16 protein-coding genes are annotated in these 15390 nt (G+C 65.0%); 7 read left to right on the top strand and 9 right to left on the bottom strand.

The window, feature by feature from the left end:
* Positions 1–80: 80 nt before the first annotated feature.
* From CN97_RS20485 to CN97_RS00230, 6 genes are all read right to left on the bottom strand, one after another.
* Positions 81–251: a hypothetical protein gene (locus tag CN97_RS20485; RefSeq protein ID WP_156969568.1), complete on the bottom strand. Its 171-nt coding sequence runs from the start codon at positions 249–251 to the stop codon at positions 81–83.
* A 153-nt stretch (positions 252–404) separates the two neighbouring features.
* Positions 405–1589 (bottom strand): vWA domain-containing protein, encoded by a 1185-nt coding sequence (locus tag CN97_RS00245; protein WP_035705492.1) that lies wholly within the window; start codon positions 1587–1589, stop codon positions 405–407.
* Entirely contained in the window at positions 1589–1762 is a 174-nt protein-coding gene (locus CN97_RS20480; protein ID WP_088217165.1) for a hypothetical protein, read from the bottom strand. The genes CN97_RS00245 and CN97_RS20480 overlap by 1 nt, the downstream gene beginning before the upstream one ends.
* Before the next feature lie 2 nt (positions 1763–1764).
* Positions 1765–3150, bottom strand: coding sequence for a DUF2927 domain-containing protein (locus tag CN97_RS00240; protein WP_051910854.1), 1386 nt, complete (start codon positions 3148–3150; stop codon positions 1765–1767).
* 84 nt (positions 3151–3234) lie between these two features.
* On the bottom strand, positions 3235–3705 hold the full coding sequence (locus CN97_RS00235; protein WP_242685228.1) for a GNAT family N-acetyltransferase: 471 nt from the start codon (positions 3703–3705) through the stop codon (positions 3235–3237).
* Between the two features lie 7 nt (positions 3706–3712).
* On the bottom strand, positions 3713–4552 hold the full coding sequence (locus CN97_RS00230) for an AAA family ATPase (RefSeq protein WP_035705489.1): 840 nt from the start codon (positions 4550–4552) through the stop codon (positions 3713–3715).
* A 177-nt stretch (positions 4553–4729) separates the two neighbouring features.
* On the opposite strand from CN97_RS00230, the gene dksA reads away from it, so the two are divergent.
* On the top strand, positions 4730–5152 hold the full coding sequence (gene dksA, locus CN97_RS00225; protein WP_035706764.1) for an RNA polymerase-binding protein DksA: 423 nt from the start codon (positions 4730–4732) through the stop codon (positions 5150–5152).
* Positions 5153–5257: 105 nt separating this feature from the next.
* The gene (locus CN97_RS00220; protein WP_035705487.1) at positions 5258–6442 is read left to right on the top strand and encodes an FAD-dependent oxidoreductase; all 1185 of its coding nucleotides are present in this window, start codon (positions 5258–5260) and stop codon (positions 6440–6442) included.
* A gap of 54 nt (positions 6443–6496) precedes the next feature.
* Here CN97_RS00220 and CN97_RS00215 read toward each other — a convergent pair whose 3' ends face one another.
* Positions 6497–6898, bottom strand: coding sequence for a cell division protein ZapA (locus tag CN97_RS00215; protein WP_035705484.1), 402 nt, complete (start codon positions 6896–6898; stop codon positions 6497–6499).
* Positions 6891–7352 (bottom strand): hypothetical protein, encoded by a 462-nt coding sequence (locus CN97_RS00210; protein ID WP_035705481.1) that lies wholly within the window; start codon positions 7350–7352, stop codon positions 6891–6893. The genes CN97_RS00215 and CN97_RS00210 overlap by 8 nt, the downstream gene beginning before the upstream one ends.
* 227 nt (positions 7353–7579) lie before the next feature.
* Between CN97_RS00210 and tkt the strand changes: the two genes are divergently transcribed.
* A complete protein-coding gene (gene tkt, locus CN97_RS00205; protein ID WP_035705478.1) occupies positions 7580–9610 on the top strand; it encodes a transketolase in 2031 nt (676 codons plus the stop codon).
* Between the two features lie 75 nt (positions 9611–9685).
* On the opposite strand, the gene CN97_RS00200 is transcribed toward tkt, so the two are convergent.
* A complete protein-coding gene (locus tag CN97_RS00200) occupies positions 9686–10687 on the bottom strand; it encodes a DUF808 domain-containing protein (RefSeq protein WP_035705475.1) in 1002 nt (333 codons plus the stop codon).
* A 220-nt stretch (positions 10688–10907) separates the two neighbouring features.
* Between CN97_RS00200 and gap the strand changes: the two genes are divergently transcribed.
* The 4 genes from gap to CN97_RS00180 all read left to right on the top strand — a co-directional run bounded on the left by gap (position 10908) and on the right by CN97_RS00180 (position 15300).
* Complete coding sequence (gene gap, locus CN97_RS00195; RefSeq protein ID WP_035705473.1) at positions 10908–11909, top strand: type I glyceraldehyde-3-phosphate dehydrogenase; 1002 nt, start codon at positions 10908–10910, stop codon at positions 11907–11909.
* Between the two features lie 288 nt (positions 11910–12197).
* Positions 12198–13100 (top strand): 5-bromo-4-chloroindolyl phosphate hydrolysis family protein, encoded by a 903-nt coding sequence (locus CN97_RS00190; protein ID WP_035705470.1) that lies wholly within the window; start codon positions 12198–12200, stop codon positions 13098–13100.
* Between the two features lie 33 nt (positions 13101–13133).
* Positions 13134–14327 carry a toxic anion resistance protein gene (locus CN97_RS00185; protein WP_035705467.1) on the top strand — a complete coding sequence of 398 codons (1194 nt, stop codon included), beginning with the start codon at positions 13134–13136 and terminating at the stop codon, positions 14325–14327.
* Between the two features lies 1 nt (position 14328).
* Positions 14329–15300, top strand: a complete 972-nt coding sequence (locus CN97_RS00180) for a DUF2927 domain-containing protein (RefSeq protein WP_035705459.1) — start codon at positions 14329–14331, stop codon at positions 15298–15300.
* The last annotated feature ends 90 nt before the right edge of the window (positions 15301–15390 follow it).

Here is a 15390-nt window from a genome sequence, read left to right as displayed (position 1 = left end):
TGTAACGGCGCGCGTGCTCTTTCAATGGCGTAACGCGGTACTTTGCCTTGCGTGGCGTGAATGCGGCATCCTTGCTCCCGCTACGAGTGAGAACGCGTACGCAGCGCGCCGAATATCATCCCCGCGAGCAACCCGAGAAAGCCGAAGCCGGTGTAGGACAGCGCCGCAACGAGCATTCCATACCCTCCGACAAGCGAAGCGCCCGCAGAGAGGACACCCATCGAACAGCCCAGAATCACGAAGATTGGCATTGGTCTATTCCTTGCTTCGACATCCCTATCAAACAATCACGGGCCCGTGCCCGCATCGGCGATATTCTGCCTAATTCCATTTAATGTACGCCGGACTTCCTCTCAATCAACCTAAAGCAGAGAAATTTACACGTTTTGTTCAGGCTGACGCCCTCAGCGCGCCAATTCCTTGATTCCGCGCGACAATCCGTCGAGCGTCAGCGGGAACATCCGATCATCGAAAATTTTACGGATCAGGGTCGTCGAATGCGTCTGGCGCCAATGAGCCTCCGCCACCGGGTTCAACCAGATATTTGACGGCCATTGCAGGCGGGCGCGATGCAGCCAGACTTCGCCCGGCTCGGCGTTCCAGTGCTCGTTGGCGCCCCCCGGATGGGTGATCTCATAGGGCGACATCGCCGCGTCGCCCACGAAGATGCACTTGTAGTCGCCGCCATAGGTGCGCAGCACCTCCTCCGTCGGAAGCTGCTCGTCCCAACGGCGGCGGTTCTCCCGCCAGACGCCTTCATAAAGGCAGTTGTGGAAGTAGTAATATTCGAGATGCTTGAATTCCGCCCGTGCCGCGGAGAACAGCTCCTCCACCAGCTTCACATGCGGGTCCATGGAGCCGCCGACATCGAAGAACAGCAGCAGCTTCACGGCATTGCGGCGCTCGGGCCGGGTCTGCACGTCGAGATAGCCGTGTTCCGCCGTCGCCCGGATGGTTCCGTCGAGGTCCAGCTCCTCCTCTGCGCCATCCCGCGCCCAGCGGCGAAGCCGTTTCAACGCGACCTTGATGTTGCGGGTGCCGATCTCCACCGTGTCGTCGAGATTGCGGAATTCCCGCTTGTCCCAGACCTTCACCGCGCGCTGATGGCGGCTCTCCTCCTGCCCTATGCGAACCCCCTCGGGGTTATAGCCATAGGCGCCGAAGGGCGAGGTTCCCGCCGTCCCGACCCATTTGGAGCCGCCTTGATGGCGCCCCTCCTGCTCCTTCAACCGCTGGCGGAGCGTTTCCATCAGCTTTTCGAAACCGCCCATCGCCTCTATCTGCGCGCGTTCCTCCGGCGTCAGCAGCTTCTCGGCGCGTTTCTCCAGCCAGTCGGGCGGCAGCGACAATGCCTCCAGCACCTGACCCACGGAGATCTGCTCCAGCCCGGCGAAGGTCTGGGCAAAGGCGCGGTCGAACCGGTCCAGATGCCGCTCGTCCTTCACCATCACCGTGCGGGCGAGGTAGTAGAACCCCTCCACGTCATAGATTACCAGATCGGCGTGAAGCCCTTCCAGAAAAGCCAGATACTCCCGGAGACTTACCGGAATACCCGCGCCGCGAAGCTTCTCGAAGAAGGGCAGGAACATCAGCCAGCCCCCTGCCGCAGCAGCCAGATGGTGACAAACACCATCAGCACCCCGCCAATCACCGCGTGAACCGCCGCGTATTGCGCGATGTCGAAGCCATTGCCGCCCCGCGAGCGCGCGCGGAAACCGCCGATGACGGCGCCAACCACCGTCCCGAGCAGAACGTAGAGCATCCTCACCCCTTCTTGCGCCCCTTGACCGGGCCGAGCGCCGAGATCTCGGACAGGCGCGCCCTGACCGCCTCATCGGCCCCGAAGCCGTAGCGCGCCCAGGCGAGACTGTCGAGCCGCACGGCGCCTGCCTCGTCCGCGCGCCCGAGCCTGTCCAGCGCCTCCGCCTTCATCATCAGCAGCGTGGAGAGAAGCGCGGCATTTTGCCACTTCTTCGCCTCCTCCAACTCCGGTTCCACCAGACGAAGCGTCTCCCGCGGATTGCCGGATGTGAGGGCGAAGGCGGCAAGCTGCATGTCCACATGCGCCTTGTGCGTGGCGCAGGAGGGCAGCCCCTCATAGAGCCGGCGTGCGGACATCAGGCTGGTCACCGCCGCCTCCGGGTCAAGCGCCATGGCGGTGCGCGCATAGGTGAAGTGGCTGAATGCCAGCCGTGCATCGATCCAGCCGTTCCGCTGTGCGATGGTGACGGCCCGGCGCGCGGCGCTGGCCCGCGTCTCCGCCGAACCGTTGCTCAGCGCCGTGTTGATCGCATCCCGCCAGTCGGAGGTGGTGGGTCCGGCCGGCTTGCGGGCAACGTTTCGTCCCGGTGGGTTCAGCCGGTCGAGAATCTTCGGCAGCCGCTCCGCCACCTCCGCCCGCGTCATGCCGCTCGACAGATCCGGGGCGTAGTAGGTGCGCAGCATCAGCATGTCGAACCCGGTGAGCGCCCCGTGGAAGTTGTCGTCGTTGAACACGCTGTCGGGCAGGCGGTAAAGGTCGTTCAACGGCCCCATGGCCTGTGCCGTCTCTTCATGCAGACAGTCGCGGATTTCCTGCGGGCTGGCCCCGGCGGGGATGAACACCCCTGCCCTTGTGCGCGTGGTGAGCTTCGTCCAGTCGACCCGGTCGGTGCGACGCGCGCTCAGGTAGTCATTCCAGCTCGCCACGTTGGGAGCGACGAAGCAGGCGGCGTTGGGGGCGGCAGAGCGGAGCCTGCCTTCCGGGACGAACTCCACGACGATCCGCGCGGCCGCGGGATCCGACACGCGGGTGATGTCGATACGCGCCTCGCGCCGGTAGCGGGTCAGGAGCTTGTCGACCTCGCCCGATGCGCTCGGCGGGACCGGGCCGATGAGCGCCAATGTCACCGGGCCTTCAAACCGGGTCAGCACCGGCAGCGCCCGCCCGCTTTCCATCTCGAAAGACAGTTCCAGAAAATCCTCCACCATATCCGCATTGGCGCGGCGCGGCGGGTCGATCCGTTCCACCCCGAACGCTTTCATGTCGGGAAGCGCGGTCACAGGAGCGGCGAGGCGGGTGGGTTGATCCCTGACCTGCCCGCAGGCGGAAAGCATCAGCACCACCGCGAGCGCGATGGAACCGAAACGGGACGGAAAGTGTCTGGACATGCGGCCTCCGGGCTGTTGGTCGAGGGCCGCAAGCGGCCCCGCGACACTTTGCCCGGATTTTATGGGTTCTCCGTGTCGCTTCGTTCAAAACCTATTGTATTTGATGAAGGGCGTCACCTTGCCAATACGGTCATAAAGCTGTCGCGCAGTCGTGTTGAACTCCTGGGTAAGCCAATAGACATGCGGCGCGCCTTCGTGGTCCGCTGCGGCATAGACCGCTTCGATCAGCGCGCGGCCCAGACCGGTTCCCCGCGCGGCCTTGTCCACGAACAAATCCTGAAGGTAGCACACCTGCTCCACCCGCCAGCAATGCGGGTGAAAGACATAATGAACCAACCCCAGCAGCCCATTCCCCTTGTCCGCGACCAAGGCGCGGAATGTCGTGGTATCGTCGCTGAGAAGCCGCTTGAAGGTCGCCTCGTAAACCTCTTCAGTGACTGAGCTTTCGTAGAATTCCAGATACAGCGTCCATAGTCTGCGCCATTCCGCCTCATCGGTGGCGCGCAGTGGCCGCAACTCCACTGCCTGATCCTGCTCTGCCATCTTGGTCGTCATCCTCCCCTCAGCGTTGCCCGCGGGCCATGAAGGCCAGCCTCTCGAACAGGTGAACATCCTGCTCGTTCTTCAGAAGCGCCCCATGGAGCTTTGGCAACAGGCTGCGCGAATCCTTGCGCAGATCCTCGGCGGACATGTCCTCCGCAAGCAACAGCTTCAGCCAGTCCAGAACCTCGGAGGTGGAGGGTTTCTTCTTCAGCCCAGGCTGCTCCCGGATCTCATAGAATCGGGTCAGCGCGGCCGCGAGCAGATCTTCCTTCAGATCGGGAAAGTGCACGGCCACGATTCGCCGCATCGTCTCTGCATCGGGGAATCGGATGTAGTGGAAGAAACAGCGGCGCAGGAAAGCGTCCGGCAATTCCTTCTCGTTGTTGGAGGTGATGATCACAATCGGGCGATGGATGGCCCGTACCGTCTCCCCCGTCTCGTAGACATGGAACTCCATCCGGTCGAGTTCCTGGAGCAGATCGTTCGGGAATTCGATGTCTGCCTTGTCGATCTCGTCGATCAGCAGGACGACCTTTCCGGGGGCGTCGAACGCCTGCCACAGCTTCCCCTTGCGGATGTAGTTGCCCACGTCCCGCACCCGCTCATCGCCAAGCTGGCTGTCCCGCAGCCGGCTCACCGCATCATATTCGTAGAGGCCCTGTTGCGCGCGGGTGGTGGATTTCACGTTCCATTCGATCATCGGCAGGCCAAGGCCCGTCGCCACCTGACGAGCCAGTTCGGTCTTGCCCGTCCCCGGCTCCCCCTTCACCAGCAACGGCCGTTCCAGAGCCACCGCCGCGTTCACGGCGATCGTGAGATCCTCCGTTGCCACATAATCCTGAGTGCCGAGAAACTTCATCCTGCCCGCCGATCTCCCTGATGCTTGCATGAGGGTAACACGCGCCATCTTCGCTGCAAGTGCATGATCAAAGCTAGTGACAGGTGCTACATCTTGCGGTAATGCACCCTCCCAAGGAGTGCCTGTATGCCGATAAGCGAACCCAGTGCACGGCCCGGTCTGACCAAGGGGGCTGACATGAAGGCAGAAGTCTTTCTACCCGAAGACTATCGACCCGCCGAAGACGAACCATTTATGAATGAGCGACAGCTCGAATATTTTCGCAGAAAATTGATTGCGTGGAAGAACGACCTGCTCTCGGAAAGCCGGGAAACGATCGAAGGTCTTCAGGACAGCACCCGCAACATCCCCGACATCGCAGACCGTGCCAGCGAGGAAACAGACCGCGCTCTGGAGCTTCGCACCCGCGACCGGCAGCGCAAGCTCGTCTCCAAGATCGATGCTGCACTGCGGCGTATCGATAACGGGGAATATGGCTATTGCGAGGAAACCGGGGAGCCGATCTCCCTCAAGCGCCTCGACGCCCGTCCCATCGCAACGCTCAGCCTTGAGGCGCAGGAACGCCACGAACGCCGCGAGCGCGTACACCGCGACGACTGAGCCTCTGGCGCCCGACCGGCCGATTGCCGTATGGGCGCCTTCCGGAGACACGACTGGAAACACCGGCGGCGGCGGCCTCCGGTGTTTCGTTTTGGAGGCAGACGGATGGAGCTGAACGGCCGGGAGATCACGGTGGTCGGCGCGGGCATTGCGGGGCTGGCGGCAGCGCTCGCGCTTTCGCGCCAAGGGGCCGTTGTGACCGTGCTCGAACAGGCGGAGGCGGTGCGGGAGTTCGGGGCGGGGTTCCAGATCACCCCAAACGGCGCCCGCGTGCTGGAAGGGTTGGGCCTCGGAAAGCCGCTCTCCGCGCTGTCCCTCCTGTCCCACGGCGTGGAGATCATCGACGGTCCCACGGGGCGGCGGGTCATCCGGCTCGATCTCGCCCGGCTGAGGCCGAGGGAGCCGCACCGCTTCGTCCGAAGGCCCGATCTCATTGCCCTGCTTTTCGATGCGGTCCGGGAGGCCGGCGTCACCCTTCGTCTGAATGCACGCGTTCTCGCCGCCGATGTGACGGGCCAGACCGTGCGCCTCAACCTTGCCGGCGGCGAAACCCATGAGGCCCATCTCCTCATCGGCGCCGACGGTATTCACTCGCCCGTCCGGGCAGCGGTCGAGGGGGAGGACAGCACGCAGCCCTTCTTCACCGGTCAGGTCGCCTGGCGCGCCGTCGTGCGCGGAGAGGCGGAGCCGGTCGCCCAGGTCCATACCGGGCCGGGACGGCATCTGGTGACCTACCCGCTGCCCCGTGGCCTGCGGAACATCGTCGCGGTGGAAGAGCGCGCGTCATGGGCGGCGGAGGACTGGCGGGCGGTGGACGATCCGGCCAATCTCCGCGCCGCCTTCGCGGGCTTCGCCCCGCCCGTGCGCCGCCTGCTCGCGGAGGTTGACGAGGTGCATCTTTGGGGGCTGTTCCGCCACGGTCTCGTGCAGCACTGGCACCGGGGCGCGGCCATCGTCATCGGCGACGCGGCGCATCCCACACTGCCGTTCCTTGCCCAAGGCGCGAACATGGCGCTGGAGGATGCGTGGCTGATCGCAGCCACACTCGCCGCCGCCCCGGACGCGGAGCAGGGATTCTCCGATTTCGTCCGTCTCCGCCGCGCGCGTGTCGCCCGTCTCGTCGCGGCGGCGAATGCCAATGCGCGCAACTACCACCTGACGGGTGCGTCCCGGCAGGCGGCGCATATGGTCCTGCGGGTCGGCGGGATGCTGGCCCCCTCGGCCGCCATAGGACGATTCGACTGGATTTACCGCTACGATCCCGTCGGCGCCTCACGGATGGGCGGCTGACGGACGATAGACCCCGACGGTCTCCGCCACGCCAGGCCCGGCGCCGCGGGTCAGTCAGGAGGTCCGCCTGATCCGGTCCTCCAGCTCGCCAGCAAGGGCTTCCGCCCGCGCTGCGATCTCGGAAAGCGTATCAATCACGATCTCCGGTATCACCGGCACCTCGATCCGCGCGGGTTCCGGCGCGGGCCGGGAAAGCGCTTCCTCCAGCGCAGACTTCGCCTCTGCCGCACGGCTTTCGGCGAGCCGCAGCCGCTCCTCCAGCCCCGCCGTGCGGTCGGCCAGCATGAGACCCGCCATCAGCAGAAGGCGCGACTCGGGGATCCGCGCACTCTGCTGGATCAGCACCTGCGCCTGATCGTCCAGAAGCGCCGCCGCAGTCTGCACATAGGACTCCTGCCCCTCCTGGCATGCGACGGCGAATTCACGGCCGCCGATCGAAACAGTCACTTCAGGCATCAGCAGGCTCTCCGATCAGGGGACGTAATTCTTCGAGGATTTCCTCCACTTGCGCAAGATCCGCGGCACGGCGGCTGCGGAGTTCGTCCACCTCGGCAAGCAGGGCGCGGTTCAGCACGCTGGCCTCCGGGTCACGGGCTTCGCGCAGATCACGCATCGCCTCCGACAGCGCGGCGTTCACCCCCCGGAGCCGCCCGATTTCCTCCGTCGCCAGGTCGAGCGCCCCCGCCAGATCGGCAACACGCCGCTCCAGATCCGCAACCAGAGCTTCCTGCTCCGAACGAATCGCATCGGCCCGCGCTTCCAGCGTGCGGTTGCGCTCCTCCTCCGCCAGCAGGGCGGCGCGAAGGGCGCCATCCTCTTCCATACCGGAGGCGGGAATGCCATCCATGCCCCGCCGCAGACGTTCCAGCGCGGTCGTGATCCGTCTTTCCAGATCGGCGATCTCGTTCATGGTCCCCCCATTAGGCTGCGACTGTCGCTCCGATGTGTTTCCATGGTGTCGCGGCATGTTCGCTGACAAACTTCGACCAAAGCGGCAGCCGGTTCAAGGCCGCATCTGTGCCTCCGCGATCATCGGCGGGCCTTCGCAGCCTTGAACTTGGGCCATAGGCTGCTATCACGCGCCGGAAACTGCCGCGGGAAGGACCGATTTCCGGCGGCCCTGCGAAAGGAAAGCGCATGGATATCGCAACGCTTCGCGACCGCTATCCCGAACACTGGCAGCAGGCGGCCGCGGTCCGCGCTCTGGCAATGGACGCGGTACAGGCGGCCAATTCCGGGCATCCTGGCATGCCGATGGGTATGGCCGATGTCGCCACGGTGCTCTTCACGAAACACATGAAGTTCGACGCCTCGCACCCGGATTGGGCGGACCGCGACCGCTTCATCCTCTCGGCAGGGCATGGCTCCATGCTGATCTATGCCCTGCTTCACCTGCTGGGCTATGAGGAAGTGACCATCGAGGAGATCCGCAACTTCCGCCAATGGGGCGCGCGGACGGCCGGGCACCCGGAATATGGCCATGTGAAGGGGGTTGAGACCACCACCGGCCCGCTGGGTCAGGGTCTGGGCAACTCCGTCGGCTTCGCCATCGCGGAAGAGGCGCTTCGTGCCCGTTTCGGCGCGAATGCGGTCGATCACCATACCTATGTCATTGCGGGCGACGGTTGCCTGATGGAGGGCATCAGCCAGGAGGCCATCGGCCTTGCCGGGATGCAGAAGCTCTCCAAGCTCATCGTGCTCTGGGACAACAACGGGATCTCCATCGACGGCAAGGTCTCCCTCTCCGACATCACCGATCAGCGGGCGCGCTTCGCCGCCTCGGGCTGGACGGTGCTGCATTGCGACGGGCACGACCCGGAGTCGATCGACGCCGCGCTGACGGAGGCCAAGCGCTCCGAGCAGCCGGTGTTCATCGACTGCAAGACCCATATCGGCTTCGGCAGCCCGAAGAAGCAGGACACGGCCGGCGCGCATGGCTCGCCGCTCGGGCCGGAGGAGATCGCCGCCGTGCGGGAGATCTACGGCTGGAACCACGCGGCCTTCGAGATCCCCGACGATGTCCGGGCAAGCTGGCGCGAGGCGGGCCTGCGCGGCGCTGCGGACCGGCAGGAATGGGAACGCCGCATCGCCGCCCTGCCCTCGGCCCGCCGGGCAAGCTTGGATCGCGCGCTCTCCGGAGAGCTGCCGGCCAAGGTCGCGGGTCTCATCCGTAGTCTGAAACGGCAGGCGGCGGAGTCGAAACCCAAGGTCGCGACGCGGAAATCCTCGGAGATGGTGTTGGAGGTGCTGAACCCCGCGGTACCGGAGATGCTCGGTGGTTCCGCCGACCTCACCGGGTCCAACAACACCAAGACGGCCGATCTGGGCATCTTCTCACCGGAGAACCGCAAGGGCCGTTACATTCACTATGGCATCCGTGAGCACGGCATGGCGGCGGCGATGAACGGCATCCAGCTGCACGGGGGCTTCCGGCCCTATGGCGGCACGTTCTTCGCCTTCACGGACTATGCGCGGGGGGCCATGCGGCTGTCTGCACTGATGGGTCTGCCGGTCGTCTATGTGATGACGCACGATTCCATCGGTCTGGGCGAGGATGGCCCGACGCACCAGCCGGTTGAGCATCTGGCTATCTGCCGGGCAACGCCCAACACGCTGACCATCCGCCCCGCCGACACGGTGGAGACGGCGGAGGCGTGGGAGATCGCGCTGAACCAGAAGGCGACGCCGACGGTGCTCGTTCTTTCCCGCCAGAACCTGCCGACGGTGCGGACAGACTTCACCGCGAAGAACCTGACCCAGCAAGGCGCCTATATCCTGCGCGAAGCCACCGGCAAGCGTCAGGCCATCCTGATCGCCACCGGCTCCGAAGTGGAGATCGCGCTCGCCGCGCGGGAGGCTCTGGAAGCGGAAGGCATCGGCACCCGCGTGGTCTCCATGCCCTGCGCCGAACTGTTCGCCCGGCAACCGGAGGCCTATCGCCGCAAGGTGCTGCCCGCCGGGCCCGTCCGCGTCGCGGTGGAAGCGGCGATCGGCTTCGGCTGGGATCGCTGGCTGATCGGGGAGCGTGGGCGCGAGGGCAAGGCCGCCTTCGTCGGCATGACCGGCTTCGGCGCCTCCGCCCCTGCGGAACGGCTGTATCAGGAGTTCGGCATCACTGCCGAGAATGTGGCGGCGCAGACGCGCGCCCTGCTCGGCCGCAACAGCTGAAGCAGGAGGGCCGGTCCCTCGGCGGACCGGCCCTTCCACATGGTGCAGTGACGAAGGTGCGCCGCAATCCTTACGTCAATGACCCGCCTCCGGCGCCGTCCTGCGGAACAGCCCGGCCACCGGCGTGATGACATATTTCACGAGCGGGATCAGCGCGAACCCCAGCGCCAGCCCGAAAATCCCGTCGAAGAACGCCGTGACGATCCAGTGCGTCGCGCTGTGGAGCGTGCCCGTCTCCTCGACAGCATCTGCGGCGGCATCGGCCATGTCCTCGATCTCATGACCGATCACGCCGAGCCCGAAGCTTTCCAGCCCGTGAATGACGATGGAGCCGCCCACCCAGATCATCGCCGCGGTGCCGACGATGGTCAGCAGCTTCATGAAGACCGGCATTCCCTTGACGAGCCCCCGTCCGACGGCCCTGATGATGCCACCCGCCAACCCCTGATAGCGGCTCATCGACAGGCCGATGTCATCCATCTTCACGATGAGCGCCACGCCACCATAGACCACGGCGGTAATCATGATACCGACGATGGCGAGGATCAGCCCCTCCATCCACAGGCTCTCCGGCGGAATGGCGGCGAGCGCGATGGTCATGATCTCTGCCGACAGGATGAAATCCGTCTTGATCGCGCCCTTCACCCGCGCCTCTTCCAGCATGCGCGCGCCGTCTTCGCCCGCCACGACGGCGACCGCCGCCGCCTCACCGTGATCCTTGGAGGGAAACAGCCAGTGGTGAACCTTCTCCGCACCTTCGAAACACAGATAGGCGCCCCCTATCATGAGCAGCGGCGTGATCGCCCAGGGCGCGAATGTGGACAGCAGCAGCGCCAGCGGCAGCAGGATCACCAGCTTGTTGACAAGCGACCCTAAGGCGATCTTGCCCACGATGGGCAGTTCCCGCCGGGGCGCGAAGCCCTGAAGGTACTTCGGCGTGACCGCGGCATCGTCGATCACCGCGCCCGCCGCCTTCGCGCCTGCTTTGGCAGCCTGCCCGGTCACATCGTCCAGCGAAGCAGCCGCCACCTTGGCTATCGCCGCCACATCATCCAGCAGTGCCAGCAATCCACTCATTTTTACTCCGCAGTCTTGTGTCAGGGCAAAACTAGCGCCGCGGCGGAATGTCACAAGGGTCTCCGCCTGTTGGCGCAAGCGTTTGCGCTAACTTTCAGAGATTGCGCTAACATATTGGAGTATCGCGGGTTTCAGCTTTCAGGTTGGGCCGATCAAGCCTATATTAGGGCGCAATCCCGACCCTTTGGGACGATCCCTATTCCCCGCGACGGAGCATTCCATGACGATCACCCTCGGCATCAACGGTTTCGGTCGCATCGGCCGCTGCACCTTGTCCCACCTTGCCCAGAGCGCGCGCAACGATGTGAAGGTCGTGCGCATGAACGCGACCGGACCGATCGACACCGCCGCACATCTGATCCGTTATGACAGCGTGCATGGCCGCTTCCCCGGCCCGGTGAAGGTGGAGGGCGACACGATCGATCTGGGCCAGGGCCCGATCGAGGTGATGTCCACCTACAACCCCGAGGAGCTGGACTGGACCGGCGTCGACGTGGTGCTCGAATGCTCCGGCAAGTTCAACGACCGTGACAAGGCCGCCGTGCACCTGGAGCGGGGGGCGAAGCGGGTGCTCGTCTCCGCCCCGGCCAAGAAGGCCGACCGCACCATCGTCTTCGGTGTGAACGACGGCGTGCTGACGACGAAGGATCTCGTCGTCTCCAACGGCTCCTGCACGACGAACTGCCTCGCTCCGGTGGCGAAGGTGCTCAACGATGCCATCGGCATTGAACGCGGCATCATGACCACCATTCACTCCTATACCGGCGATCAGCCGACGCTGGACCGCCGCCACAAGGATCTCTACCGGGCGCGGGCGGCCGCCATGGCGATCATTCCGACCTCGACCGGTGCCGCAAAGGCCATCGGGGAGGTTCTGCCCGATCTCGCCGGCCGGCTTGACGGCACCGCCCTCCGCGTGCCCACGCCCAACGTCTCCTGCGTCGACCTGACCTTCGAGGCGAAGAAGGACGTGACGGTCGAGGATGTGAACGAGATCGTCCGCGAGGCCGTCCAGGGGCCGATCGGTCGCGTGCTCGCCTATGACCCGGAGATGAAGGTCTCCATCGACTTCAACCACACCGAGTATTCCTCCATCTTCGCGCCGGATCAGACCAAAGTGGTGGGCAAGCGCACGGTGCGCGTGCTGGCGTGGTATGACAACGAATGGGGCTTCTCCTGCCGGATGGCCGATGTCGCGGCGGCGATGGGCCGGCTGATCTGAAGTTCGGCTAACCGACTGAAAACAGGCCCGTCGCATGGTGCGGCGGGCCTTTGCCATTCCAGATGCTCCCACCCTCTCATGAGCGGTGTGGACTTTCGGAGTCCCGCGCCCGGAAACTCTTTCTGGACACTGGAAATATGGTAACGGCTGGCCTATCCTCTCCGGACGAGCGTTTTTCGGGGCTACGGCAAGGACCGCAATGGGCAAGGACGGGCTGCGCAGAATCGCCTTTTTCCTTCTGGTGGCGCTCATGTTCTATGTGGCCACGGCAGGCGCGGGGCCTGCTTGATGGCGGAACGGTATCGCGGCCCTTACAGCCCCGGTGGCGACGGCTCTGACGCGCCCCGATCCGACAATTCCGCTTCACCCCACACCCTCCCGCCTCGCCGCCGTCGGCGTCGTGCGGGCGGGCGGGCGAACTTCCTGTTCCTCGCCCCCGTGCTGTTCCTGCTGACCGCTTTCGGCAAGGAACCGGTGGGCATGGCGCTTGGCCTTGCCGCCTTCGGGGTGCTGGAACTTGCCGCCTGGCTCACCCATCAGGGCCTGGTGGCGGAAGAAGCCTATGAGGCGCGCAACATCGCCCGCCGCCCCGCCATCCCGCGCAAGCTCTTCGGCGGCGTCATGACCGCGGCGGGGCTGTTCCTCGGCGGCTATGTGCCGGGGGGAAGCATCCTCAACCCGGTGATCTACGCGGTGCTGGGCTTTGCCCTGCATTTCTTCGCCTTCGGCCCCGATCCCATGCGCGACAAGGGCATGACCGGCATCGACCGGTTCGAGGGCGACCGCGTCGCCCGCGCCGTGGACGAGGCGGAGAGCCATCTTCGCGACATGAAGGATGCCATCAAGCGCGCGGGGGACCGTCGGCTGGAAGCGCGTGTGGACCGTTTCGCGGATACCGCCCGTGCGATGTTCCGCCGCGTGGAAGCCGATCCCCGCGACCTGACCGGTTCGCGCCGCTATCTCGGCGTCTATCTGCTGGGCGCGCGGGACGCGACCGTGAAGTTCGCCGATCTCTATGCCCAGAACCGCGACCCCTCGGCCCGCGCCGCCTATGAGGCGTTGCTGGATGATCTGGAAATCAATTTTTCCAGCCGGACGCAGGATTTGCTCCTCAATGACAGGACCGATCTCGACGTGGAGATTGACGTGCTGCGCGAGCGGCTCCAGCGTGAAGGCGTCAAGACCGACTGAAGCGATATCAACAGACTGACGAGGGAGAAGCACATGGCCGAAAGCGTCCGCCGTCAGGCGACCGACACGCAGAAGGAACTGAACGACGTGGTGGAGATGACGCTCCCCCCGCCCGCGCCGGAGGTTCCCGCGCTCGAACAGGCCCGGCCGGAGCAGCAGGAGCAGATCCGCAAGCGAATGGCGGAACTCGACATGTCGAACACCCAGTCGATCATCGGCTTCGGCTCCCGCGCACAGGCCGGATTGCAGGAGATCAGCCAGTCCATGCTGGCCGATGTGCGCAACAAGGATGTCGGACCCGCGGGGGACAGCCTGCGGGAGATCGTGACGACGATCCGCGGCTTTTCCGTCTCTGAACTCGACATGCGCCGGGAGCGGAGCTGGTGGGAGAAGCTGATGGGCCGCGCCACGCCCTTCGCCAAGTTCGTCGCCCGGTATGAGGATGTGCAGGGCCAGATCGACCGCGTGACGGATCAGTTGCTCACCCATGAGCACAAGCTGCTGAAGGACATCAAGTCGCTCGACATTCTCTATGAGCGCACGCTGACCTTCTACGATGAACTCGCGCTCTATATCGCGGCGGGGGAAGCGAAGCTGGCGGAGATCGACGCGACCGACGTGCCCGCCGCAGAGCAACGGGTGGCAGAGGCCTCGGAGGATCAGAAGGTGCTCCGCGCGCAGGATCTGCGTGATCTGCGCGCCGCGCGGGATGATCTGGAACGCCGGGTGCATGACCTGAAACTGACCCGTCAGGTAACAATGCAGTCCCTGCCCTCCATCCGGCTGGTTCAGGAGAATGACAAGTCGCTGGTGACGAAGATCAATTCGACCCTCGTCAACACCGTTCCGCTGTGGGAGACCCAGCTTGCGCAGGCGGTCACCATCCAGCGATCGCGCGAGGCGGCGACGGCGGTGAAGGAAGCCAATGACCTCACCAACGAACTGCTGACCAAGAATGCGGAGAACCTTCGCGAAGCCAACAAGGTCGTCCGCACGGAGATGGAGCGCGGCGTCTTTGACATCGAAGCGGTGAAGAAGGCCAATGCGGATCTGATCGCCACCATCAACGAAAGCCTTCAGATCGCCGATGACGGCAAGACCAAGCGCGCCGCGGCGGAGGCCGATCTGGAGAAGATGGAAATCGAACTGCGCGAGACGCTTGCCTCCGCCAAGGCGCGGGGCGACGGTCTGGGCGCAACGGCGGGCGGCTCCGTTCCGAAGGGTTGAAATGCTGGCTTCACTGCTGCGCCACGGGTTTCTTCCGGCGCTCCTTCTTCTGCTTGCCGCCTGTGCGCAACCGCCGTCGGAGGTGGTGACGGCCCCGCAGAAGCATGAACGCCCGAAGCCGCGTCCCGCGGAGGTCCCCGCAGCCATTCCGTCGCGGAGCGCGGAAAGCGAGGCGCTGGTGCAATACTACGCCCGCGTGCAGAACGACCTGCTCTCGCAGGGCCTGATGCGGATGGACGGCGGCGGTGTGGACACCCCGTTTGACGCACGTATCCTGGCGGAGAACTTCATCCGCATCGCGCTTTACGATGAATACGCCACATTGCCGGGGGGTACCCGCGTGGCCCGCGTGACGCCCAGCGTGCTTCGCCGCTGGGACACGCCCATCCGCATGAGCGTTGAGTTCGGCCCCTCCGTTCCGCAACCCCAGCGGGACCGGGACGGGAACATGGTGGCGGGCTATGCCATGCGCCTGTCGCTGCTCACCGGAGTGCCGCTGACGATGACCCGGCCGGAGCAGGCGAATTTCCACGTGTTCATCGTGAACGAGGATGAGCGTCGCGCCATGGGCGAGCGCCTGGCCCGTCTGGTTCCGGGGATCGGCGCCGCCGATATCCGCTCCGTCACCGATCTGGACCGGGCAACCTTCTGTTTCGCCTATGCATTTTCGGAGCGTGGCCAGTCCACCTATCGCCAAGCCATCGCGATGATCCGGGCGGAGCATCCCGACCTTCTCCGCCGCTCCTGCGTGCATGAGGAACTGGCGCAGGCCATGGGGCTCGTGAACGACAGCCCGCAGGCGCGTCCCTCGATCTTCAATGATGACGAGGAATTCGCCCTGCTGACCCGACAGGATGAGTTGATGCTGCGCATTCTCTATGACCCGCGGCTGAAACCCGGCATGACGCCGGAAGAGGCCCGCCCCATCGTGGAGGAGATCGCGCGGGAACTGATGGGAGAAACCTCGGTCTGAGGCCCGGTTCCCCCGCGCATCCTTGGGAGAGGGCCATTTACCGGTGTATAGGTGCCCGCCGCGTCGGCGGCATGATCTCCGGCCTGCTCC

The organism is Haematobacter massiliensis, from assembly GCF_000740795.1.
In the GTDB taxonomy this organism is placed as follows: Bacteria; Pseudomonadota; Alphaproteobacteria; order Rhodobacterales; family Rhodobacteraceae; genus Haematobacter; species Haematobacter massiliensis.
The sequence above is the reverse complement of the archived record's forward strand: the minus strand, read 5'-3'. Positions and strand labels throughout refer to the sequence as shown.

What these genes read in the sequence shown, in the direction of transcription:
- CN97_RS00245 (WP_035705492.1), bottom strand. Translation starts at nt 1,589, where the DNA reads ATGTTCCTGCCCTTCTTCGAGAAGCTTCGCGGCGCGGGTATTCCGGTA.
- CN97_RS00190 (WP_035705470.1), top strand. Translation starts at nt 12,198, where the DNA reads ATGGCGGAACGGTATCGCGGCCCTTACAGCCCCGGTGGCGACGGCTCT.
- CN97_RS00185 (WP_035705467.1), top strand. Translation starts at nt 13,134, where the DNA reads ATGGCCGAAAGCGTCCGCCGTCAGGCGACCGACACGCAGAAGGAACTG.
- dksA (WP_035706764.1), top strand. Translation starts at nt 4,730, where the DNA reads ATGAAGGCAGAAGTCTTTCTACCCGAAGACTATCGACCCGCCGAAGAC.
- CN97_RS20480 (WP_088217165.1), bottom strand. Translation starts at nt 1,762, where the DNA reads ATGCTCTACGTTCTGCTCGGGACGGTGGTTGGCGCCGTCATCGGCGGT.
- CN97_RS00180 (WP_035705459.1), top strand. Translation starts at nt 14,329, where the DNA reads ATGCTGGCTTCACTGCTGCGCCACGGGTTTCTTCCGGCGCTCCTTCTT.
- CN97_RS00210 (WP_035705481.1), bottom strand. Translation starts at nt 7,352, where the DNA reads ATGAACGAGATCGCCGATCTGGAAAGACGGATCACGACCGCGCTGGAA.
- CN97_RS00230 (WP_035705489.1), bottom strand. Translation starts at nt 4,552, where the DNA reads ATGAAGTTTCTCGGCACTCAGGATTATGTGGCAACGGAGGATCTCACG.
- CN97_RS00200 (WP_035705475.1), bottom strand. Translation starts at nt 10,687, where the DNA reads ATGAGTGGATTGCTGGCACTGCTGGATGATGTGGCGGCGATAGCCAAG.
- CN97_RS20485 (WP_156969568.1), bottom strand. Translation starts at nt 251, where the DNA reads ATGCCAATCTTCGTGATTCTGGGCTGTTCGATGGGTGTCCTCTCTGCG.
- gap (WP_035705473.1), top strand. Translation starts at nt 10,908, where the DNA reads ATGACGATCACCCTCGGCATCAACGGTTTCGGTCGCATCGGCCGCTGC.
- tkt (WP_035705478.1), top strand. Translation starts at nt 7,580, where the DNA reads ATGGATATCGCAACGCTTCGCGACCGCTATCCCGAACACTGGCAGCAG.
- CN97_RS00220 (WP_035705487.1), top strand. Translation starts at nt 5,258, where the DNA reads ATGGAGCTGAACGGCCGGGAGATCACGGTGGTCGGCGCGGGCATTGCG.
- CN97_RS00235 (WP_242685228.1), bottom strand. Translation starts at nt 3,705, where the DNA reads ATGACGACCAAGATGGCAGAGCAGGATCAGGCAGTGGAGTTGCGGCCA.
- CN97_RS00240 (WP_051910854.1), bottom strand. Translation starts at nt 3,150, where the DNA reads ATGTCCAGACACTTTCCGTCCCGTTTCGGTTCCATCGCGCTCGCGGTG.
- CN97_RS00215 (WP_035705484.1), bottom strand. Translation starts at nt 6,898, where the DNA reads ATGCCTGAAGTGACTGTTTCGATCGGCGGCCGTGAATTCGCCGTCGCA.